Genomic DNA, 21,857 nt, shown 5'->3' on the forward strand with positions numbered 1-21,857 from the left:
GTTCCACCACTCCTATAGCCATAAGTTTATCTATATAAAAAATCCGTTTTACCTCCATCTAACCATCCCGGCCATAAGAATATAAAACCAATAAATTTAAAAAATTAAAGATTAAAAACCATTTAATAAAAAATAATAAATATATTAATGCAAAAATAAATGAATAGCTGGTGTGATGCCAAAACACTCCCCGCCAGATTAAATTAGATAAAGTAATGCGAAAAAAGCTTAAAATTAGATTATTTCAGGTCACCCGGCATTCGTCTTTGATTGTTTTCACCGGTCGATTTTGTGATCGCCATTCACGATATCTTCCCGACAACGACAATACGCCGTGATTGATGGCAGCAATGGGAAGGCAGTTCGCCACGACAGGTTTCACACTGGCGGCATCGGCAGGCTATCCATCAGACAACGGTTTGATTTTTATCAATCAAGCGCGAGCTTTCACCACCGCCCGCAACAAGCGGAACCAGATTGATTATTGACCTTACAGCTGCCGGCCAGACAGCGAAAAATGGATAGCGGGCAAGCCACCATAATTAAAAATCAATATGTTAAGGAGAGTGCATCATGACGCACAGAATGATACTGAATGAAACGTCCTACTTTGGCAGCGGCGCCATCGCCCATTTAACAGCAGAGGTGCAACGGCGCGGTTTCCACAAAGCGCTGGTGGTGACGGACAAAGAACTGGTGAAATACGGCGTCGCCGGTAACGTGACCGCCCTGCTGGATAAAGCCGGGCTGCCTTATGAGGTGTATGACGGCGTGATCCCCAATCCGACTATCCCCGTCGTCCAGCATGGGGTCGAGCGTTTTCAGGCCTCCGGCGCTGATTATCTGATAGCTATCGGCGGCGGTTCCCCGCAAGATACCTGTAAAGCCATCGGTATTATTATCAACAACCCGGAATTCGCGGATGTACGTAGTCTGGAAGGGGTGGCCGCCACCCGTAAACCCAGTGTGCCGATCTTCGCGATACCGACAACCTCCGGCACCGCCGCCGAAGTCACCATCAATTATGTCATCACCGATGAAGAGAAACGGCGTAAATTCGTCTGCGTCGATCCGCACGATATTCCGATTGTGTCGTTTATCGACACAGACATGATGCGCAGTATGCCGGCATCGCTCAAAGCCGCTACCGGCATCGACGCGCTGACCCACGCTATCGAAGGGTTCACCACTCAGGGCGCCTGGGAACTGACCGACATGCTGCACCTGAAAGCCATCGAAATCATCAGCCGTTCGCTGCGTGATTCCGTTGCCGGGAAAGTGCAGGGCGTAGAAGACATGGCGCTGGGGCAATACATCGCCGGTATGGGTTTTTCCAACGTTGGGCTGGGGCTGGTGCACGGCATGGCACACCCGCTGGGCGCGTTTTATAACACCCCGCATGGCGTCGCCAACGCCATTCTGCTGCCGCATATCATGGCCTGGAATGCGGAGTATACCGGTGAAAAATTCCGTGCCATCGCCGTTGCCATGGGGGTGAAAGGCGCAGACAACATGCCGCTGGCACAGGTGCGGGAAGCGGCGATTCAGGCCGTACGCCAACTGGCGCAGGATGTGGATATTCCGGTGCAATTGCGCCAGGTAGGCGTCAAAGAACAGGATATTCCGGCACTGGCGCAGGCGGCATTTGACGATGTCTGTACCGGCGGCAATCCGCGCCCGGCAACGGTGAAGGAAATTGAAGCGCTGTATCACGCGATCTACTGATTGCTGACCGCGCAGCGACGGTTCGACTGCCAACCGTTTTGCGGATAACGCGATCACACGCAACGCAGTCACACGCGAAGCATGGCGGGATGCGGCAAAAAACGCGCGTCCTGCCAATATCGGACTGTTTATCCTGCCGTTCATGATGCGCGGCAGGTCAGCCAAGCCCCTCCATGTCACAGGAGCTTCAGGACGCGTGGAGCAACAGGTGCCCATAGTGGTGCCCCAAAATACACCGGGCATCATGGGCGAACAGCGCTCTAAAAGGCTGCAAAGCCTTGCAGCAGGTAGGATTAGTACCAGCAGGTAAGATTAGTCCTGAGCCGCGGGCGATATCGCGCCCTAGATCAGGTGGCTGATATTGACGTTCTCCATCAGGTAATGGTTGTCGGAATAATCCACCGGAATCGCAATCACCGCCGGTCCATCGACATCCATTGCCTGCCAGAGCTTCGGCACCAGCTCGGCGGCAGATTCAACGGCGAAACCTTTAGCGCCGAACGCTTCCGCATAGGCTTTGAAATCGATGGGGCCGAACTTGACGCCGGAAGAGCGGCGATACTTCTTCTCTTCCTGAATTTCCACCATGTTGTAGGCGTTATCTACCCAGATAATGTGCAGAATGTTCGATTTCAGCCGCACCGCCGTTTCCAGTTCCATGCTGGACTGCATGAAACCGCCATCCCCGGATACCGACACGACCTTCTGTTTCGGGTTGACCAACGCAGCGGCGATCGCCCACGGCAGCGCAACCCCCATAGTCTGCTGTCCGTTAGTCATTAGCACCTGACGGGCACGGAAGCTATAGAGATAACGCGCCAGCCAGATATGGAAGCTGCCCATATCTACGCACAAGGTCACGTCTTTATTGACCAGATCCTGCATCACCCGCACCAGCCGCAACGGATGGATAGCAAAACCATCCATGTTGATGGCGCGGGTCGCTAATTGGTGACGCAACTGGCTGCGCTCTTCCAGAATCGCAGCCGCCTGAGGAGACAACACAATCGGCGAACTCAGTTGCTCGTTGAGCATATCGACGGTAATGCTGATATCGCCGACCAGTTCCACATCCGGGCGGTAGGCGCTTTCCACTTCAGCGGGTAGCACATCAAGGTGCACCAGCGTAGCCTTACCGGAATTCCACAGCGCCGGGGCGTACTCCACCGGGCTATAACCGACTGTGACGATAAGGTCCGCCTGCTGTAACAGTTTGTCGCCGGCCTGATTGTTGAACAACCCGACCCGTCCGGCAAAGTGATCAAAATGCTGTTGATCGATAACCCCGGCGGCTTGATAGGTACTGGTCACCGGCAAGCCGCTATGATGCAGTAACCGACGCAGCGCCTGCGCGTTTTTCGGCTGGCTGGCCATCAACCCCAGCAGTAATATCGGGTTTTTCGCGTTTTTGATAAGCCCGGCCACATGTTCGACATCCCGTAGCGGCGCGCTATTGAGGGTCGGCAACGAAGTACGCGCCAGAATCGGGCTGTCTGCCGGTTCGTTGACAATATCTTCCGGCAGGCTGATGAACGCGGCGCCCGGCCGGCCAAACTCGGCGGCGCGAAAGGCGTTGGCCATCACTTCTGAAATCGCGGACGACACGGTGATTTCAGCGCTGTACTTGGTCACCGGCTGAAACAGGCTGACGGTATCCAGGCTTTGATGGGTCAGTTTCAGGCGGTCGGCACGTTTCACCGCGCCCCCCAGCGCCACCATCGGGTCACCCTCTGCCGTTGCGGTAGCCAGACCGGTCACCAGGTTCGAACAACCGGGTCCGGAGGTCACCAGCGTTACGCCGGCTTTGCCGGTGAGACGGCCGATGGCCGCCGCCATAAAGGCGCCATTAGCCTCATGCCGTACGGGAATGGTCTGGATCGACGAATCCACCAGTGAATCAAACACGCGATCGACTTTTGCACCAGGAATGCCGAAGACATAGTTGACGCCTTGCTGCTCAAGATGTTTTACGATCAGTTCAGCACCACTAGACCAATGCTGTTGACCATCCATATTTTCCATAATGTTTATCCTCTGCATAACAGTGTGCTTGTGCTTTCAGTACCTGCTCGAAGCCTCAACTCTCCACGGAGTGAATCACGCTATCGAGATCTTCAGGGGATAAATTGGCTTTCAGGAAATCCCTGTCACGGGGAAGATCGATAACCAGTTTGGCGATGGAGCCAAACGTCAGCACGCCTTCTTCCAATTGATAATCAAGGATATGTCCACCACCTTTACGATCCTCGGTGATGAAGTGCTCGTGATAACCAGCCACATTAATCCCCTGAACATAGGCAGGACTACGGAAACCGACCACGCTGCCCGGACACTGTTCGAAACGGAACGTGGGTTGTTGGGCAATCGCTTCCAGCATCGGTTTATAAGGACGTTCCTGGCGAGGTACCGTACGGGTTTCAACATGGCTAAATCGGCCATCTATCCGCAGGGCACAAAACAGATTATCTGTTGCAATCAACTCATCAATGCGCCGATGAATCGCTTCACGGTCGGTCGCTTGTCCGAAATGGATCTGCTCCGTCGGCCGGAAAAACGTCATCACCGCGAAGGGCGTTTTTTGGTATGGCAGCGCCGCACGCGCACTGCCGTCTTCACGGAGTTGGAAGATACGGCTATTCAGCGCGACCAGTTCACCGTCAAGATTATTAAACGTTCCTAATCCAAAATCGCCATGTTTAAGAAGCTCTTCCATCGTGACGTGACCTTCGTAAACGCCATTAATAAGGCCGCTCATTAATGAGGTTTGATAAATAACGCACTCCGGATGCTGTTGTTGATGATGAAGTGCAAAGCTGGTCAGTTCCCTGACACAGGGGTCGACACAGTTAACATCTTTCATATCCATCCCCTTCCAACGATGATCAACTTAAATTTATTTAATGTTTCACTTGAATATTGACCTTCGTCACACCAAAGTTCCAATACAGAAAGGTGGCCATTTGGAGATCGAAAATATATGGAGTTACGTTACCTGCGCTATTTTGTCGCAGTGGCCTCAACCCGCCACTTCACCCGTGCAGCAGAAATACTGGGCATCTCGCAACCGCCGCTAAGCCAGCAAATTCAAAAGCTTGAGCGGGAAATCGGCACGCCGCTGTTCAAGCGGCTGACCCGTGGCGTAGAGATGACGGAAGCCGGCGAAGCGCTGTATCAGGACGCCAGCCATATTCTGGAACTGGCCGATTCGGCCGTAGAAAGGGTGCGCAGCATCGCCCGCGGTGAAAGCGGCGTGATCAACGTCGGCTTTTCCTGCGCGGTCACCTTCCACCCGGCGGTGCTGACGCTGCTGCGCCGCTATCGGCAGCAGTATCCCAATGTCCGGCTACAGCCGCGTGAAGAACATATTCATGAAATTCTGGAGAGCCTGCGCAACCGCACCACTGATATCGCGTTTGTACGGCTGCCTGGCGACATTGGCGATGAGTTTGAAGGCGAATTACTGGCGGACGAGCCGATGCGGCTGGTGCTACCGGAACATCACCCCTTCGGCGATCAAACACGAATCAATCTTGGGCAGTTGCAGCATGAACCCTTGATCATTTTCCCGCGGGAACTGTGCCCCAGCCTGCACGACCTGATTGTCCGCGCCTGCTACCTGTCGGGTTACCAACCGAAAATCAATCCGTTGGCGCCGCACCTCACCGCCACCATCAGTATGGTGGCGTCGGGTTTTGGCGTGACCTTTGTTCCTGCATCGATGACCAGCATCCAGACCGGTAATGTGACGTATCACGATACCAACACGCCGCACCTCACCACGCAGATTGCCGTCATCTGGCGTAAGCATGACCGCTCCGCCACGCTGCTCAATATGTTGCAGCTGGTACGCCACTATCTGCACCACGCCTGACTGCCGTCAGCATACAAAACCTGCCGTCGTTAAACGGCAGGTCATCGAAAAATCACACGACATCGGTTGTATAGCCGAAAATCTGATATATGATATTAGTTATCATTATCAATAAAAGAGACCGCCATGCTGACTGCCATGATCGCCGCCTGCGGGCTATGGGGAATAAGCTGGTATTTTGGCAAACGCTTATCCAGTGCCTGGGGCATACTGCTACCGGCAACGCTGATGCCGCTGCTGGCCCTGCCGGAACTGAATCTCACCCATCTGAAATACATCTGTGCACTGGCGATGCTGCTCACATTAAGCATGCTGTTTCACCGCCGTATGCGCCACTATCTGCTGCTGCCGTCCTGCATTGCGCTGGCAGGCGGCCTGGCGGCGCTGTCGCTCACGCTCAGAGGGTGGCAACACTGGCCCTGAAGCAGCCTGATATTCAGAAATCTTAGATAAAACAGATGGTTGATATCGTTATTGAGGAGTATTGCTGTGCTGGAGCAAAGAAGAATAAGGAGAGTGGTGCGAAGAGAGGGACTTGAACCCTCACGTCCTAAGGACACTAACACCTGAAGCTAGCGCGTCTACCAATTCCGCCACCTTCGCACTGTGTACTACGATTTACTGCAATGTGTTGATTTGCATCCCAGTGGTGCGAAGAGAGGGACTTGAACCCTCACGTCCTGAGGACACTAACACCTGAAGCTAGCGCGTCTACCAATTCCGCCACCTTCGCAGGTACTGTGAAATACAAATCTGTGGTGAGTTTGGTGCGAAGAGAGGGACTTGAACCCTCACGTCCTAAGGACACTAACACCTGAAGCTAGCGCGTCTACCAATTCCGCCACCTTCGCAAACCCAGCAACATTACGTCACAAATGTCACCACGGAGGCGCATTCTAGAGGTTTTGCCATCAACGTCAATGATTATTTCCATCCCGTTGCCGTATTTGCTGTAAAAATCAGCACTCAGACAAACGGCGCCTGATGAAAGTACTGCGACAGCCACTCGATAACCACCCGAATACGCGGCGCCAGAAAGCGCCCGGACGGATACATCACATACAGCGGCATGTCGGGCGGCGGCAACTGCGGCAGGATTTCCACCAGTTCTCCGCTCGCCAGCAACGACGCCAGGCCGTAACGCGGCGCCTGAATAATCCCCATGCCGGCCTGACAAGCCGCGATATAAGCATCGGTGCCGTTGATTTCCACCAGACTGGGCAACGTGCGGGTAATGACGTTCCCTTGTTGCATAAACTCCAACGGGTAGCGTTGCGATGTGCGGAGCGAAAAATAGCCGACCATCCGGTGGGACGTCAGCGCTTCCAGCGAGTCAGGTACGCCAAATTCCGCGCAGTAGGCGGCTGAAGCACAGGTAACCTGCGACAGTGACGGCAGCGAACGCGCCACCAGCGAATCATCCTCAACCTGCCAGGCGCGCAGTACGCAGTCCACGCCTTCACGCATCACGTTAATCGCTGAATCGTTGGCGCTCAGCACCAGCGAAATCTGCGGATAGCGGCGGTAAAACGCGGGCAACGACGGGATCACCACCTGCCGCGCCAGCGAGTGCGGCATGTCGATACGCACACGGCCGCTGGGCTGCTGGCGCTGATGGGAAAACAGCGCATCGGTCTCATCGATCTCCGCCAACAACTGCACACAGCGCTGGTAATACAACAAGCCTTCGTCCGTTACCTGCACCTGGCGGGTGGTGCGTTGCAACAGACGCACGCCCAACCGCAATTCCAGCCGTTTCAGCGTCTGGCTGACGGTGGCGCGCGGCAGCCCCAGCTTTTCCGCCGCCCGGCTGAAACTTTCCGTCTCCACGATGCGCACGAAGACCCGCATGGCCTGAACCTGATCCATCCCCCGGCTCCATTGTTTGTATTTTACAAACAGTGTTGCATAAAACTGCGAATTTATCTTTTTAACTCAAACAACCACACTGCATAGACAAACCGAACAACACGGAGCAACAACATGCAACAGCGAAAACTCGGCCCGCAGGGGCCAACAGTCTCAGCCATTGGCCTCGGCTGTATGGGGATGAGCGATTTCTATTCCACCGGTCAGGATGAAAGCGAAGCCATCGCCACGCTGCACCGGGCGCTGGAACTGGGCGTGACCTTGCTGGATACCGCCGATATGTACGGCCCGCATACCAATGAAGAACTGGTAGGAAAAGCGATTAAGGGCAAACGGGAACAGGTCTTTCTGGCCACCAAATTCGGCATTCTGCGTGACCCGGCCAACCCGGCGCTGCGCGGCGTCTGCGGCCGACCGGAGTACATTCGTCAGGCGGTCGAAGGCAGCCTGAAGCGCCTGGGTGTTGATGTTATCGATCTCTACTACCAGCACCGTATCGACCCGGCCGTACCGATTGAAGACAGCGTCGGCGCGTTAGCGGATCTGGTCGCGGCAGGTAAGATCCGTTATATCGGCCTGAGCGAGGCGTCTGCCACCACGCTGGAGCGGGCGCAGCGCGTGCATCCCATCACCGCGTTGCAAAGCGAATACTCATTGTGGACGCGCGACGTGGAAGCGGAGATCCTCCCCACCTGTCGCCGCTTGGGTATCGGTTTTGTGCCTTATAGCCCGCTGGGTCGCGGCTTCCTGACCGGCGCCATCAAACAGCCGAGCGATCTGGCCGCAGACGATTTCCGACGCGGCAATCCGCGATTTAGCGACGAAAATTTCGCTAAAAACCGGCAACTGGTAGATAAAATCACGCAACTGGCACGGGAAAAAGCGGTCACGCCATCGCAGTTGGCATTAGCCTGGGTGATGGCGCAGGGCGAACATATCGTGCCGATCCCCGGCACCAAACGCCGTCGTTATCTGGAAGAAAATGTCGGCGCGCTGTCAGTATCATTGACGCCGTGTGAGCTGGATGAGATCAACGCCATCTTCCCACCGCAGGCAGCCGCCGGCGAGCGCTATGGCCGGGAAGGAATGGCGACGCTCGATAACGCCTGAACGTCGCATGACGCCCGGCAGAAACGCCGGGCGGCTTAGTTAGCGTTTTTTATTACGACGCAGCACCGCGCGATAAACGCGGAAACGACCGGTCTGGGCAAGAACTTCGTGGCTGCCGAAGGTCTCGTCCAGCAGCGCCGGGTACGGCAGAAAGGCGTTGGCGACGATGCGCAGTTCGCCTTCGATGTTCAGATGAGCGGCGGCGCCTCGAATCATCATTTCTGCCGCATGCAGGCTGGTTTGCATGCCGTCGTGGAACGGCGGGTTAGAGATAATCAAATCAAAGCGCCCCTGAATATCAGAGTAAACGTTGCTGGCAATCACCTGCCCTTCCAGGCCATTCGCCGCCAGCGTCGCCCGGCTGGCTTCCAGCGCAGCCGCGCCGACATCACTCAGCGTCAGGCGGATTTTCGGCGATAGCCGGGCAAACGACGCCGCCAACACCCCGGCGCCGCAGGCAAGATCGAGCACTTTACCTTTACGATGCGGCTCCAGCGTCGAAAGCAGCAACTGGCTGCCGACATCCAGACCATCACGGCTGAATACCCCCGGCAGCGTACAAACCGTTGCGCCATCTACATCATATTCCTGCCACCAATCCTCCAGTGCAAACGCGGAGGGCGCATCCAGACGGCCGTGATACAAACCGCAGCGACGCGCGCTGTCAATCTTATTGATGGCGGCGATCGGCTCCAGAATCCCTTCGGCGCTGCGCACACCGCTGCGGTTCTCGCCGACAACAAAAATCTCACAGCCGACCGGCAGCAGCGACAGCAGATTAGACAGCTGGAACTGCGCTTCCTGTTTGCTCTTCGGCCAGTAGTAAATCAGGGTGTCACACCCGGCCACCATTTCCGCCTGCGCCAGCAACGAAAAATGCGCGTTGTCGCCCAATACAGGCTGCAACTGCTGCCAGTGATGATATTGCGTGGTGTGCACGGTCACCGAAGCCGCCTCAAAATGCGCGGGCAGCGTATCCTGCAAATCACCGGCAAACAGTACCCGGCGGGCAACAAATTCATCACTATGGCGCAGTATCACTTCACTGGCGGGGGTTAATGCTGACATCAGGTCTGGCTCCTCAATAAACTGAGCGGGGATTATAGTGGTTTGTTGGCGCAGGTTCAGCGATTTGTTAGCATAGCGCCGCACTATCGTGCACCGTTATCATCATGATCATCGGGCACCACCATCGCACGCAGAGTGAGTAAGGCATGACATCAAGACGGGACTGGCTGTTGCAGCAACTGGGGATCACCCAGTGGACCTTGCGTCGTCCGTCGGTGCTGAAAGGCGAAATCGCCGTCAGCCTGCCGCCCGACGCCCGGTTACTGATCATTGCCGATCCACTCCCCGCCAGCGACGACCCGCTATTGCAGGACGTGGTGCGCAGCCTGCATCTCTCCGCGCAGCAAATAGTCGGCCTGACGCCGCGTCAGGCGCAGATGCTGCCGGAGCACACCCGCTGCCACAGTTGGTGGCTGGGGCTACCCGCCACCGACCAGTGGGATGGCGTACAACTGACCAGCCCGACGCTGGCCGAGCTTTATCACAATGCCGGGGCCAAACGCGCCCTGTGGCAACAGATTTGTCACCATGAACATGATTTCCACCCTGACCGCGGCTGACCTGCCGCAAGCGTTTGAGATTGAACGCCTGAGCCACGCTTTCCCGTGGAGCGAACAAACCTTCATCAGCAATCAGGGCGAGCGTTACCTCAACCTGAAACTGTGTCATGACCAGCAACTGGTGGCCTACGCCATCACCCAGGTGGTGCTGGATGAAGCCACGCTGTTCAATATCGCCGTCGCTCCTGCGCACCAGCGCCACGGCTACGGGCGTCAGTTGCTGGAGCACCTGATTGCCGAGCTGGAACGCCGCGACATTCTGACGCTGTGGCTGGAAGTGCGTGCCTCCAACACCCGCGCCATCGCGCTGTATCAAAGCATGGGATTCAACGAAGTATCGGTACGGCGGGATTATTACCCGACCGCCACCGGCCGGGAAGACGCCATTATTATGGCGCTGCCGCTGGGGTGATAAGGCGGGAGCACAGAGGCTAAAAGTAACAACGCTGCCGGACGGCAGCGTTGTTTTATCGCATCAAGCCTCGGCTTTATCGCCCAGCAGTACCGATTCCAGCGCGATTTCGATCATCTCGTTAAAGGTGGTCTGGCGCTCGGCGGCGGTGGTCTGCTCTTGGGTGCGGATATGGTCGGACACGGTGCAGATAGCCAGCGCTTTAGCGCCGAATTCCGCCGCCACGCCGTAGATGCCGGCCGCTTCCATTTCCACGCCCAGAATGCCGTATTTTTCCATCACGTCGAACATTTGCGGGTCCGGCGTGTAGAACAGATCGGCGGAGAACAGGTTGCCGACGCGGGCGTTGATGCCGCGTGCTTTGGCCGCGTCCACCGCGTGGCGCAGCAGGTCGAAGTCGGCAATGGCCGAGAAATCGTGATCTTTAAAGCGCATACGGTTCACTTTGGAATCGGTGCAGGCACCCATACCGATCACCACGTCGCGCAATTTCACATCGGCGCGCACCGCACCGCAAGAACCGACGCGGATGATTTTCTTCACGCCGTATTCTGTTATCAGCTCTTTGGTGTAAATCGAGCAGGACGGGATGCCCATGCCGTGGCCCATCACGGAAATACGACGGCCTTTGTAAGTCCCGGTGAAGCCCAACATGCCACGCACGTTGTTCACTTCCACCACGTTTTCCAGAAAGGTTTCCGCGATGTACTTGGCGCGCAGCGGGTCGCCCGGCATCAGTACCACGTCAGCGAAGTCACCCATTTCTGCATTGATATGTGGCGTAGCCATGCTTTTTCTTCCTTCTTGATATGGCGTCAAACCGCCATTGAATTAAATAATCGCGTTCCTTGTCAGGAACATCACAACATTGACTTGCCGTAATCCATCGGCGACAAGCCGAAGTAGCTGGCAACCGTCTGGCCGATATCGGCAAAGGTGGTGCGGTGGCCGTAATCGCCCGGCTTAACGTTCGGCCCGTACATCAGCACCGGCACATGCTCGCGGGTGTGATCGGTGCCGGGCCAGCTTGGGTCGCAACCGTGGTCGGCGGTCAGAATCAGGATGTCATCGCCCGTCACCCGCGCCAGCATCTCCGGCAGGCGGCGGTCAAACAGCTCCAGCGCGGCGGCATAACCGGCAATATCACGGCGATGGCCGTAGGACGAGTCGAAATCGACAAAATTGGTGAACACGATGGTGTCGTCGCCGGCCTGCGCCATCTCTTTCAGCGTGGCGTCAAACAGCGCATCGATACCGGTGGCTTTCACTTTTTTGGTGATGCCGACGTTGGCGTAGATATCGGCGATTTTCCCCACCGACACCACGTTGCCGCCCTTCTCGTCCACCAGCTTTTTCAGCATGGTCGGCGCCGGCGGCTCCACCGCCAGATCGTGGCGGTTACCGGTACGCTGGAACTGGCCGGCTTTATCACCGACGAACGGCCGGGCGATCACCCGCCCAATGTTGTAACCGCCTTCGGTCAGTTCCTCACGGGCGATTTCACACAGTTCGTACAGCTTCTCCAGCCCGAAGGTCTCTTCATGGCAGGCGATCTGAAATACCGAATCTGCCGAGGTATAGAAAATCGGCTTGCCGGTTTTCATGTGTTCCTCGCCAAGCTGGTCAAGGATCACCGTACCGGAAGAGTGGCAGTTGCCGAGATAACCCGGTAACCCGGCGCGCTCCACCAGCCGGTCCAGCAGCGCCTGCGGGAAGCTATTATGCTCGTCGAGGAAATAGCCCCAATCGAACAGCACCGGCACACCGCCGATTTCCCAGTGGCCGGACGGCGTATCCTTGCCGGAGGAAATTTCGCTGGCGTACGCGTACGCGCCGATGATCTCCGCCTGCGCGTCCAGCCCCGGCGGGAACTGCCCGGTGGAACCTTCGGCCGCTTTGCCCAACCCTAAACGGCTCAGGTTCGGCAACCGCAGCGGCCCCTGCCGACCGGTATCCGCCTTGCCTTGTGCGCAGGCTTGTGCGATATGGCCCAGCGTATCTGAACCTGCGTCGCCAAACCGTTCGGCATCGGCGGCGCTGCCAATCCCGAACGAGTCGAGAACCATAATAAATGCACGTTTCATATTGTTATCTCCTGCGTCGTGCGTAAGGGCACAGCGTGTACATAAAGTATCAATGCGCATAAGGCGAAGCGGCGACCGTAGGCTATATATCCGCGACGTCTATGCGACGATAAATCAGCGGACAGAGCGCAGGTGGTTGTTCGGCAAGGCAAATCACCTCGCGCAGCGCCTGCGCGGCCTGTTGCCAGTCAGACTCGGTTTTGGCGTGGATAACCGCCAGTGGACGCTCGGCATCCACGCGGTCGCCCAAACTGACCATGTCGCTCAGCCCGACACTACTATCAATGATATCACTGGCCTGACGTCGACCACCACCCAGCGCCACCACCGTCATGCCCAAGGCGCGCGCATCCATCGTGCCGACGAAGCCTTCCCGCTCAGCAAATACCGGCTTGCTGAGCGTCGCCGGTTGCAGATAGCGATCGTAATGCTCGACAAAATCCGCCGGGCCGCGCTGGGCTGCGACCATACGGCCAAACACCTCCGCCGCACGGCCACTGTCCAACGCATTCTGGAGTTTGGCCCGCGCCTCGGCGGCGTCACGCGCCAGGTTGCCCGACAGCAACATCGATTCGCATAGCGCCATCGTCACCTCAAACAGACGGGGATTACGCTGCTCGCCGGTGAGAAAGCGCACCGCTTCGCGGACTTCTAACGCGTTACCCGCACTGGAAGCCAGCACTTGGTTCATGTCGGTCAGCAACGCGCTGGTACGGCAACCGGCATTATTGGCGACGCCGACAATCGCCTTCGCCAGCTGTTCAGACTGCTCATAGGTCGGCATAAACGCACCGGAACCGACTTTGACGTCCATCACCAGCGCATCCAGCCCTTCCGCCAGCTTTTTCGCCAGAATCGAGGCGGTAATCAGCGGGATGGAATCCACGGTAGCGGTGATGTCGCGGGTGGCGTAGAAACGCTTGTCCGCCGGTGCCAGCGAGTTGGTCTGGCCGATAATCGCCACCCCGACCTGACGGATAATCTGCCGAAACACCTCGTCATCAGGGAAAATATCCAGCCCCGGAATCGACTCCAGTTTATCCAGCGTACCGCCGGTGTGGCCCAGTCCACGGCCGGAAATCATCGGCACATAGCCACCACAGGCCGCTACCATCGGCCCCAGCATCAGCGACGTCACATCGCCAACGCCGCCGGTGGAGTGTTTATCCACCAGCGGGCCGTTGAGGTCTAACCCGGACCAGTCCAACACCGTGCCGGAATCGCGCATCGCCAGCGTCAACGCCACCCGTTCATCCATGGTCATATCGTGAAAGAAGATGGTCATCGCCAACGCGGCGATTTGCCCTTCCGACACGGTGTTATCGCGTATCCCATTAACAAAAAAGCGAATCTCTTCCGCACTGAGCGGATGGCCGTCCCGTTTTTTACGAATAATTTCCTGAATCAGAAACACGATAGCTTCTCCTGTCTGGTGCTGAGGTACGCCTGCGTCGCGCCGGTAGCACGAACCGCATCAGTAGCTGCTGCGCGCCTGCCCGACGGCGTGCCCCAGCGTGGTCAGCAAGCTGCCGAGCAAGCCGGACGCGCCGAAACGAAAATGACGGGCATCCGCCCAGCCGGTACCCATTATGCTGTCGGCAAGTTGCAGGTAATCGGCAGCATCTTGTGCGGTACGCACGCCGCCGGCCGGCTTAAACCCAACCTGCTCGCCCACGCCTTTATCGCGAATCACACTCAGCATCACCTCAGCCGAATGCAACGTGGCGTTCACCGCCACTTTCCCGGTCGAGGTTTTGATGAAATCCGCCCCGGCCTCAATCGCTATCTCACTGGCTTCACGGATAAGTGCGTCGGTTTTCAGCTCACCGGTTTCAATGATCACTTTCAACAGCACACCGGCTGCCGCACACGCGCTCTTACAGGCTTTCACCAGCTCGAAACCGACCTGACGGTTGCCCGCCATCAGCGCCCGATAGGGGAACACCACGTCCACTTCGTCGGCACCATAGGCGATAGCCGCATTGGTTTCCGCCAGCGCGATATCTATGTCGTCGTTACCGTGCGGGAAATTGGTCACGGTGGCGATGCGAACATCCGGCGTGCCCTGCTCACGCAGCACCTTACGCGCCAGCGGCACAAAACGCGGGTAGATACAGATGGCGGCGGTTTTCCCCGCCGGGCTGTTGGCCTGACGGCACAGGGCTGTCACCTTTTCATCGGTATCGTCATCATTCAGGGTAGTTAAATCCATCAGTCCCAGCGCACGTTGCGCCGCCGCAGTTAAATCAGTCATACAAGGCTCCCGCTTATCAGCCACAAGGTCGTCTCTTCGGCGAATATCGTTATTTCACCCGGAGATTACGGCTATTTTGTGGTTTTATTCACACAAAAAAGAAATTACACAAACATAATCCACGATCAATGTGAATATTATCACAACCATGTGCGTAACACCGCGCCGGATTGTACCGGTATCGCACACCCGCGCTCCACCAACCCGTATCGCCGCTACATGCTGCTTTCATCGACATAACCCCGTAAAATAAGCGCTTCGAACACACAGAGGGAAAAACGGTGAAAGACACCGGAGCAATATGGTTCCTGTACCTGCTGCGTACCGGCAATGGGCTGCTTTATACCGGCATTACTACCGATGTGACGCGGCGGCTGGCACAGCACCAACGCGGGAAAGGCGCGCGCGCATTACGTGGTAAAGGGCCGCTGACGCTGGTGTATCACTGCGTGGCGGGCGATCGCTCCACGGCGCTGAAATGGGAATACCGCGTCAAGCAGTTGAGCAAAATGCAAAAAGAAAGGCTGGTGCAGCACCAGCCTTCAACACTTGCCGATTTTCAACCACTGTTCAGAAACGATTAAACGGTTCCGCGTACTCCACCAAACCGCTGGCGCCCTGAAAATGGTTATCTGCCAGCGGGTAAACCTGAAAGTCCGACTCACACCCCAGCCAGCGGCAGTAAAGCTGCTGCTCCGCCGCCGGAACAAAGCCGAAACGCGCGTAGTAATGCCGATTCCCCAGCACGACTACGGCGGTATAACCGAACTCGTTAAGTGCGTCCAAGCCGGCATACACCAACTGCTCGCCAATACGCTGGCGCCGATGACTTTCATCCACCGCCATCGGGGCCAGCGCCACCCATTGCAAATCCTCGCCGCCCAGCGTCACCGGGCTGAACGCCGCGTAACCTATCACGCCGCCTTCGTCGTCAGTCGCGACGATGCCCAGCGTCAACTGGCCGTCTTCACGCAACTGATGCACTAATTCCGCCTCGGCGCTGGTCGGAAACGCTCGCCGCAGCAGGGCATCTATCCCCGGTGCATCAACCGGAATTTCAACGCGAATCAACATGATACTGGCGCGTGCGGGCTGGCCTGCTCCGCGCCCTCCTGTAAACCGGCGGCCACGAATCCGGCCAGTTGCAGCAGCGCAACCCGCAACGGCGCCGGCATATTTTCCAGCTCGATGGCATCCATCAGGTTTTTAACGTACAGCCCCAGTTCGGTATCGCCTTCAATGCGCAGGCGACGCTGGAAAAACAGCGTGTCCGGATCTTCACGACGGGCGGCTATCAAAATCAAATCGTTGGCATCGGCGCTGAAACTGACGTCCGCCAGCTCGTTATGGCCAATCTCCAGCCGGTTATCCCGCAGCGTAACAAACCACTGCAAACCGATATCCCGCACTTCGATTCGCAACCAACGCCCGTCAAGAAAATCCAGTTCACCCTCTTCCAGCGCCTGACGGAACTGCCACCCCAGCAGTTGCTCCAACACCCGGCGTTGCAGGAAGAAAGGCGTTAACGTTAACGGCTTACTCAGTAAACGCGGCCCCTGACGCACAATCTGCGCCCGTAGTTTTTCCAACACTGGCGTACTCCTCATAAAGCAATGCTGCCCAGACCGATAAGGTCAATATTCTGCCACAGAACGGGAAACGGGCAGCAAGGGTCTATATCAATAAAAATGCCGGAAGCGTTTTTTTAACGTCGCCTGGCGACACCCGAGGGAAAGTCACCCGAAGGCGACAATTTAAATTTAGCCTGTTCCGCGCTAAATCACGACCCGTAACCACCAGCAATTCCCCGATATGCTGGTTTAAATCAAAGTTGACGGCAGCCGGGTTCACTAAGATTCTTTCTCATTGCAAACCGGCCCGCTGCGTCAGGCCGTGATGAAAGGACGTAAGAATGGAACTGCTTTGCCCCGCCGGTAATCTGCCGGCACTGAAAGCCGCCATCGATCATGGCGCCGACGCGGTGTACATCGGGCTGAAAGACGACACCAATGCCCGCCACTTCGCCGGCCTCAACTTCAACGATAAAAAATTGCAGGACGCCAGCGACTACGTGCACCGCCATCGCCGCAAGCTGCATATCGCCATCAACACCTTCGCCCACCCGAACGGCTATCAACGCTGGCAACGCGCGGTAGACACGGCGGTGCAAACCGCCGGCGCCGACGCACTGATTCTGGCGGATCTGGCGATGCTGGAATATGCCGCCGAGCGTTATCCGTCGGTTGAACGACATGTGTCTGTCCAGGCCTCCGCCACCAATGAGGAAGCCATTCGCTTTTATCAACGCCACTTCGATGTCGCCCGCGTCGTGCTGCCGCGTGTGCTCTCCATTCATCAGGTTAAACAACTTTCACGCACCAGCCCGGTACCGCTGGAAGTGTTCGCCTTCGGTAGTTTGTGCATCATGGCGGAGGGGCGCTGTTACCTGTCCTCTTATCTGACCGGCGAGTCGCCCAATACCGTGGGCGCCTGCTCGCCGGCGCGTTTCGTGCGCTGGCAACAAACAAAAAACGGTATGGAATCGCGGCTAAATGATGTGTTGATCGACCGCTATCAGGACGATGAAAACGCCGGCTACCCGACCTTGTGCAAAGGCCGTTATCTGGTGGATGGCCAGCGTTACCACGCGCTGGAGGAACCCACCAGCCTGAATACGCTGGAACTGCTGCCGGAACTGATGGCGGCCAATATTGCCTCGGTGAAAATCGAAGGCCGCCAGCGCAGCCCGGCTTACGTCAGCCAGGTAACCCAGGTGTGGCGACAGGCGATAGACCGCTGTAAAGCCGACCCGGCGCATTTTACCCCCACCGCCGAGTGGATGGAGGCGCTGGGGGCCGTCGCTGAAGGCACACAGACCACGCTGGGCGCTTATCATCGCCAGTGGCAGTAGTCAGGAGACATCAACAACATGAAATATTCACTGGGCGCGCTGCTCTACTATTGGCCCAAAGCCGACATTGAAACCTTCTATCAGGCCGCGGTCGCCAGCAGTGCCGATATCATCTATCTGGGCGAAACCGTGTGCAGCAAACGCCGGGGGATGAAAGCCGGCGACTGGCTCACACTGGCGCGTGAAGTCGCCGCCGGCGGCAAACAGGTGGTGATATCGACGCTGGCGCTGTTGCAAGCGCCGTCCGAACTGACCGAACTGAAAAAGTACGTGGAGAACGGCGAATTTCTGCTGGAAGCCAACGACTTGGGCGCGGTCAATATGGCGGCGGAACGCGGGCTGCCGTTTGTCGCCGGTCATGCCCTCAATTGTTATAACGCCTACACCCTGCGGCTATTGCATAAACAAGGCATGATGCGCTGGTGTATGCCGGTAGAACTGTCGCGGGACTGGCTGCAAGACCTGCTGACGCAATGCGATGAACTCGGTTTTCGCCGCCAGTTTGAGGTGGAAGTGCTGAGTTATGGTCACCTGCCGCTGGCCTATTCCGCCCGCTGTTTTACCGCCCGTTCGGAAAATCGCCCCAAGGACGAATGCGAAACCTGTTGCATCCAGTACCCACAAGGGCGCCAGATGCTGTCGCAGGAAAATCAGCAGGTGTTTGTACTGAACGGCATCCAGACCCAGAGCGGTTACTGCTATAACCTTGGTAACGACCAGTCTTCCATGGACGGACTGGTGGATATCGTCCGGCTGTCGCCGCAAGGGTTGGACACGCTGGCGATGATCGACCATTTCCGCGCGAATCAACACGGCGAACAGCCGCTGACGCTGGAAAATCAGCAGGATTGCAACGGCTACTGGCGACGCGTCGCCGGGCTGGAGTTGGTCAGTTAAACCAATCGGGACGATGCGCACGCATCGTCCGTTACCAATTGTTAAGATCGCGTAACATCTCATCCGTGTTTATTTGGGCTGATGTGTCGGCCCCTCAACCTGATGAGTGACGCTTATGACCGCTACCATTCCTTTCTCGCTGCTCGATCTGGCCCCTATCCCGCAGGGCAACACGGCCCGCGATGCGTTCCATCATTCTCTGGATCTGGCGCAACATGCGGAAAAATGGGGATATCAGCGCTACTGGCTGGCAGAACACCACAACATGACCGGCATCGCCAGCGCGGCCACTTCGGTACTGATCGGTTACATTGCTGGTGGTACGCAGCGCATCAAACTTGGTTCCGGCGGCGTGATGCTGCCAAACCATGCGCCGCTGGTGATTGCCGAGCAGTTCGGTACGCTCGAATCGCTTTATCCCGGCCGCATCGAGCTGGGTCTGGGGCGCGCCCCAGGCACTGACCAGCGCACCATGCAGGCATTACGCCGCCACCTGAATGCCGATATCGACGATTTTCCCCACGACGTGCAGGAGCTTCAACGCTACTTCGCCCCAGCTCAGCCGGGCCAGGCAGTACAAGCGGTGCCGGGACAGGGGTTGAATATCCCAATTTGGCTGTTAGGTTCCAGCTTGTACAGCGCGCAGTTAGCGGCTTCAATGGGTTTACCGTTTGCCTTCGCCGCCCATTTCGCACCGGACATGCTGTTGCAGGCTTTGCAGCTTTATCGCGACAATTTCCGGCCATCCGCTCAACTGGAGAAACCGTACGCCATGGTGTGCGTCAATATCGTCGCCGCCGACAGCGATCGTGACGCCCGTTTCCTGTTTACTTCACTACAGCAGCAGTTTATCAACCTGCGGCGTGGTACGCCGGGGCCGCTGCCGACACCGGTGGAATCGATGGAGACGTACTGGTCAGCCGCGGAGCAGTTTGCCGTGGAACAGACTTTACGGTTGGCTATCGTAGGTGATACGGCCAAAGTGCGTCACGGCCTGCAAAGCTTACTGCGGGAAACTCAGGCGGACGAGCTGATGATCAACGGCCAGATATTCGACCATCAGGCACGGCTGCGTTCGTTTGAGCTGGTCGCGCAACTGCAACCGAAAATCGTGCGAGAAACGCGTATTCAGTCACCGAAGAAATGATGACATAAAAAAAACCAGCCCGAAGAAGGCTGGTTTTTCATATCAACTCAACGCCAGAAGTTATCAGGCATCGTTGAAACGACGCGGTGCGCGCTGACCGTCGCGGTTACCGTTACCACGACGCTCGCCGCCTTCACGACGTTCACCGTTGAACGGACGACCACGGCCGCTACCGGCGCGATCGCCGAATCCACGGGCGCCACGTTCGCCACGCTCACCGCCTTCACGACGCTCGCGACGTTCATGCGGCTGGGCATCACCCATCAGTTGCATGTTCATCGGCTTGTTCAGAATACGCGTGCGAGTAAAGTGCGACAGCAACTCACCCGGCATCCCTTTCGGCAGCTCGATAGTGGAGTGCGAGGCAAACAGTTTGATGTTACCGATGTAACGGCTGCTGATATCACCTTCGTTCGCAATCGCGCCCACGATATGACGCACTTCTACGCCATCGTCACGACCCACTTCGATCCGATACAGCTCCATTTCACCAACGTCGCGGCGCTCACGACGAGCCGGACGCTCATCACCACCGCGCGGGCCACGATCGTTGCGCTCGCCACGGCGTTCGAAACGATCATCACGCTCGCGGAACTCACGACGCGGACGGCGCTCAACCACCGGATCCGGCGGCAGAATCAGCGGACGCTCGCCCTGTGCCATTTTCAGCAGTGCGGCAGCCAGCGTTTCGATGTCCAGCTCTTCCTGCGGCTGCAGTTTACTGAGCAGCGCACGGTACATATCCAGATCACTGCTTTCCAGTTGCTGCTGTACTTTAGCGGCAAACTTCGCCAGACGACGCTGACCCAGCAGTTCGGCGTTCGGCAAATCGACTTCCGGGATCGTCAGCTTCATGGTGCGTTCGATATTACGCAGCAGGCGGCGCTCACGGTTTTCCACGAACAACAGCGCACGGCCAGCGCGACCGGCACGACCGGTACGGCCGATGCGGTGAACGTAAGACTCGGAGTCCATCGGGATATCGTAGTTCACCACCAGACTGATGCGTTCAACATCCAGACCACGTGCGGCCACGTCGGTCGCAATCAGGATATCCAGACGACCGTCTTTCAGACGTTCCAGCGTTTGCTCACGCAGCGCCTGGTTCATGTCGCCGTTCAGCGCGGCGCTGTTATAACCGCTGCGCTCCAGCGCTTCGGCCACTTCCAGCGTAGCGTTTTTGGTACGCACGAAGATGATCGCAGCATCAAAATCTTCCGCTTCCAAGAAACGGATCAGCGCTTCGTTTTTACGCATGCCGTATACCGTCCAGTAGCTCTGGCTGATATCCGGACGCGTGGTCACGCTGGATTGAATACGCACTTCCTGCGGATCGTTCATGAAACGACGGGTAATGCGACGGATCGCCTCCGGCATGGTGGCGGAGAACAGCGCCGTCTGATGCTCAGCCGGGATCTGCGCCATGATGTTTTCCACATCTTCAATAAAGCCCATGCGCAGCATTTCGTCGGCTTCGTCCAGCACCAGACCACTCAGGTTAGACAGGTCCAGCGTACCGCGTTTCAGGTGATCCAGCAGACGTCCCGGCGTACCGACGACAACCTGCGGCCCCTGACGCAGCGCGCGCAACTGCACGTCATAACGCTGGCCGCCATACAGTGCGACCACATTGACGCCCTGCATGTGTTTGGAAAATTCGTTACAGGCTTCTGCAACCTGCACCGCCAGCTCACGGGTCGGTGCCAGCACCAGCAACTGCGGTGCCTTCAGGTCAGCCTTGATATTGTTCAGCAGCGGCAGGGAAAACGCCGCGGTCTTGCCGCTCCCGGTCTGCGCCATACCCAGTACGTCGCGCCCGTTGAGCAGATGAGGAATACATTCCGCCTGAATCGGGGACGGTTTTTCATACCCCATCTCAGACAGTGCATTCAGAATAGGAGCGGACAGCCCCAAGCTAGCAAAAGAGGTTTCAAACTCTGCCATGTAAA

At 57.1% G+C, this 21,857-nt stretch carries 21 protein-coding genes and 3 tRNA genes; 10 read left to right on the forward strand and 14 right to left on the reverse strand.

The window, feature by feature from the left end:
• Window positions 1-573: 573 nt before the first annotated feature.
• Window positions 574-1,725: a lactaldehyde reductase gene (gene fucO / locus DCH402_RS17190; protein WP_040002433.1), complete on the forward strand. Its 1,152-nt coding sequence runs from the start codon at window positions 574-576 to the stop codon at window positions 1,723-1,725.
• A 342-nt stretch (window positions 1,726-2,067) separates the two neighbouring features.
• Here the strand turns inward: fucO and alsS are convergent, their stop codons facing one another.
• Together alsS and budA are read right to left on the reverse strand one after the other, a co-directional pair.
• On the reverse strand, window positions 2,068-3,747 hold the full coding sequence (gene alsS / locus DCH402_RS17195) for an acetolactate synthase AlsS (protein ID WP_040002435.1): 1,680 nt from the start codon (window positions 3,745-3,747) through the stop codon (window positions 2,068-2,070).
• 55 nt (window positions 3,748-3,802) lie between these two features.
• Window positions 3,803-4,591, reverse strand: a complete 789-nt coding sequence (budA, locus tag DCH402_RS17200) for an acetolactate decarboxylase (protein ID WP_012771098.1) — start codon at window positions 4,589-4,591, stop codon at window positions 3,803-3,805.
• Between the two features lie 111 nt (window positions 4,592-4,702).
• On the opposite strand from budA, the gene DCH402_RS17205 reads away from it, so the two are divergent.
• Window positions 4,703-5,596 (forward strand): LysR family transcriptional regulator, encoded by an 894-nt coding sequence (locus DCH402_RS17205; RefSeq protein ID WP_040002436.1) that lies wholly within the window; start codon window positions 4,703-4,705, stop codon window positions 5,594-5,596.
• Between the two features lie 126 nt (window positions 5,597-5,722).
• Window positions 5,723-6,019, forward strand: coding sequence for a DUF1435 domain-containing protein (locus tag DCH402_RS17210; protein WP_040002437.1), 297 nt, complete (start codon window positions 5,723-5,725; stop codon window positions 6,017-6,019).
• A gap of 94 nt (window positions 6,020-6,113) precedes the next feature.
• Here DCH402_RS17210 and DCH402_RS17215 read toward each other — a convergent pair.
• The 4 genes from DCH402_RS17215 to DCH402_RS17230 all read right to left on the reverse strand — a co-directional run bounded on the left by DCH402_RS17215 (window position 6,114) and on the right by DCH402_RS17230 (window position 7,465).
• Window positions 6,114-6,199, reverse strand: a tRNA-Leu gene (locus DCH402_RS17215).
• Between the two features lie 44 nt (window positions 6,200-6,243).
• Window positions 6,244-6,329: transfer RNA gene (locus tag DCH402_RS17220), tRNA-Leu, on the reverse strand.
• A gap of 32 nt (window positions 6,330-6,361) precedes the next feature.
• Window positions 6,362-6,447: transfer RNA gene (locus DCH402_RS17225), tRNA-Leu, on the reverse strand.
• A 115-nt stretch (window positions 6,448-6,562) separates the two neighbouring features.
• Window positions 6,563-7,465 carry a LysR family transcriptional regulator gene (locus tag DCH402_RS17230; RefSeq protein WP_040002440.1) on the reverse strand — a complete coding sequence of 301 codons (903 nt, stop codon included), beginning with the start codon at window positions 7,463-7,465 and terminating at the stop codon, window positions 6,563-6,565.
• A gap of 114 nt (window positions 7,466-7,579) precedes the next feature.
• Between DCH402_RS17230 and DCH402_RS17235 the strand changes: the two genes are divergently transcribed.
• A complete protein-coding gene (locus DCH402_RS17235) occupies window positions 7,580-8,575 on the forward strand; it encodes an aldo/keto reductase (RefSeq protein WP_040002442.1) in 996 nt (331 codons plus the stop codon).
• 39 nt (window positions 8,576-8,614) lie between these two features.
• On the opposite strand, the gene rsmC is transcribed toward DCH402_RS17235, so the two are convergent.
• Entirely contained in the window at window positions 8,615-9,643 is a 1,029-nt protein-coding gene (gene rsmC / locus DCH402_RS17240) for a 16S rRNA (guanine(1207)-N(2))-methyltransferase RsmC (protein WP_040003705.1), read from the reverse strand.
• 146 nt (window positions 9,644-9,789) lie between these two features.
• Between rsmC and DCH402_RS17245 the strand changes: the two genes are divergently transcribed.
• Both DCH402_RS17245 and rimI read left to right on the forward strand, forming a co-directional pair.
• Window positions 9,790-10,203, forward strand: a complete 414-nt coding sequence (locus DCH402_RS17245) for a DNA polymerase III subunit psi (RefSeq protein WP_027713105.1) — start codon at window positions 9,790-9,792, stop codon at window positions 10,201-10,203.
• Entirely contained in the window at window positions 10,172-10,615 is a 444-nt protein-coding gene (gene rimI, locus DCH402_RS17250; protein WP_040002444.1) for a ribosomal protein S18-alanine N-acetyltransferase, read from the forward strand. Before DCH402_RS17245 ends, rimI begins: the two co-directional genes overlap by 32 nt.
• A 63-nt stretch (window positions 10,616-10,678) precedes the next feature.
• On the opposite strand, the gene deoD is transcribed toward rimI, so the two are convergent.
• The 4 genes from deoD to deoC all read right to left on the reverse strand — a co-directional run bounded on the left by deoD (window position 10,679) and on the right by deoC (window position 14,953).
• Complete coding sequence (gene deoD / locus DCH402_RS17255) at window positions 10,679-11,404, reverse strand: purine-nucleoside phosphorylase (RefSeq protein ID WP_040002445.1); 726 nt, start codon at window positions 11,402-11,404, stop codon at window positions 10,679-10,681.
• A gap of 71 nt (window positions 11,405-11,475) precedes the next feature.
• Window positions 11,476-12,699, reverse strand: a complete 1,224-nt coding sequence (deoB, locus tag DCH402_RS17260) for a phosphopentomutase (protein ID WP_040002447.1) — start codon at window positions 12,697-12,699, stop codon at window positions 11,476-11,478.
• An 82-nt stretch (window positions 12,700-12,781) separates the two neighbouring features.
• Window positions 12,782-14,113 (reverse strand): thymidine phosphorylase, encoded by a 1,332-nt coding sequence (gene deoA, locus DCH402_RS17265; protein ID WP_040002448.1) that lies wholly within the window; start codon window positions 14,111-14,113, stop codon window positions 12,782-12,784.
• A gap of 60 nt (window positions 14,114-14,173) precedes the next feature.
• Window positions 14,174-14,953, reverse strand: a complete 780-nt coding sequence (gene deoC, locus DCH402_RS17270) for a deoxyribose-phosphate aldolase (protein ID WP_040002449.1) — start codon at window positions 14,951-14,953, stop codon at window positions 14,174-14,176.
• Window positions 14,954-15,234: 281 nt separating this feature from the next.
• Here deoC and DCH402_RS17275 point away from each other — a divergent pair, with 281 nt between their 5' ends.
• Window positions 15,235-15,537: a GIY-YIG nuclease family protein gene (locus tag DCH402_RS17275; RefSeq protein ID WP_040002450.1), complete on the forward strand. Its 303-nt coding sequence runs from the start codon at window positions 15,235-15,237 to the stop codon at window positions 15,535-15,537.
• Here DCH402_RS17275 and DCH402_RS17280 read toward each other — a convergent pair.
• Together DCH402_RS17280 and ubiT are read right to left on the reverse strand one after the other, a co-directional pair.
• Entirely contained in the window at window positions 15,524-16,027 is a 504-nt protein-coding gene (locus DCH402_RS17280) for a GNAT family N-acetyltransferase (RefSeq protein WP_040002452.1), read from the reverse strand. The genes DCH402_RS17275 and DCH402_RS17280 overlap by 14 nt on opposite strands.
• Window positions 16,021-16,545 carry a ubiquinone anaerobic biosynthesis accessory factor UbiT gene (gene ubiT, locus DCH402_RS17285; protein ID WP_012771113.1) on the reverse strand — a complete coding sequence of 175 codons (525 nt, stop codon included), beginning with the start codon at window positions 16,543-16,545 and terminating at the stop codon, window positions 16,021-16,023. Before ubiT ends, DCH402_RS17280 begins: the two co-directional genes overlap by 7 nt.
• Before the next feature lie 320 nt (window positions 16,546-16,865).
• Between ubiT and ubiU the strand changes: the two genes are divergently transcribed.
• The 3 genes from ubiU to DCH402_RS17300 all read left to right on the forward strand — a co-directional run bounded on the left by ubiU (window position 16,866) and on the right by DCH402_RS17300 (window position 19,908).
• Window positions 16,866-17,864, forward strand: a complete 999-nt coding sequence (gene ubiU / locus DCH402_RS17290) for a ubiquinone anaerobic biosynthesis protein UbiU (RefSeq protein ID WP_040002454.1) — start codon at window positions 16,866-16,868, stop codon at window positions 17,862-17,864.
• 18 nt (window positions 17,865-17,882) lie between these two features.
• Window positions 17,883-18,761 carry a U32 family peptidase gene (locus tag DCH402_RS17295; RefSeq protein WP_040002455.1) on the forward strand — a complete coding sequence of 293 codons (879 nt, stop codon included), beginning with the start codon at window positions 17,883-17,885 and terminating at the stop codon, window positions 18,759-18,761.
• A gap of 115 nt (window positions 18,762-18,876) precedes the next feature.
• Window positions 18,877-19,908, forward strand: a complete 1,032-nt coding sequence (locus DCH402_RS17300; RefSeq protein WP_040002457.1) for a luciferase-like monooxygenase — start codon at window positions 18,877-18,879, stop codon at window positions 19,906-19,908.
• A 63-nt stretch (window positions 19,909-19,971) separates the two neighbouring features.
• Here DCH402_RS17300 and DCH402_RS17305 read toward each other — a convergent pair whose 3' ends face one another.
• Window positions 19,972-21,852: a DEAD/DEAH family ATP-dependent RNA helicase gene (locus DCH402_RS17305; protein WP_040002458.1), complete on the reverse strand. Its 1,881-nt coding sequence runs from the start codon at window positions 21,850-21,852 to the stop codon at window positions 19,972-19,974.
• Window positions 21,853-21,857 lie beyond the last annotated feature (5 nt).

The organism is Dickeya chrysanthemi NCPPB 402 (genome assembly GCF_000406105.1).
Lineage (GTDB): Bacteria > Pseudomonadota > Gammaproteobacteria > Enterobacterales > Enterobacteriaceae > Dickeya > Dickeya chrysanthemi.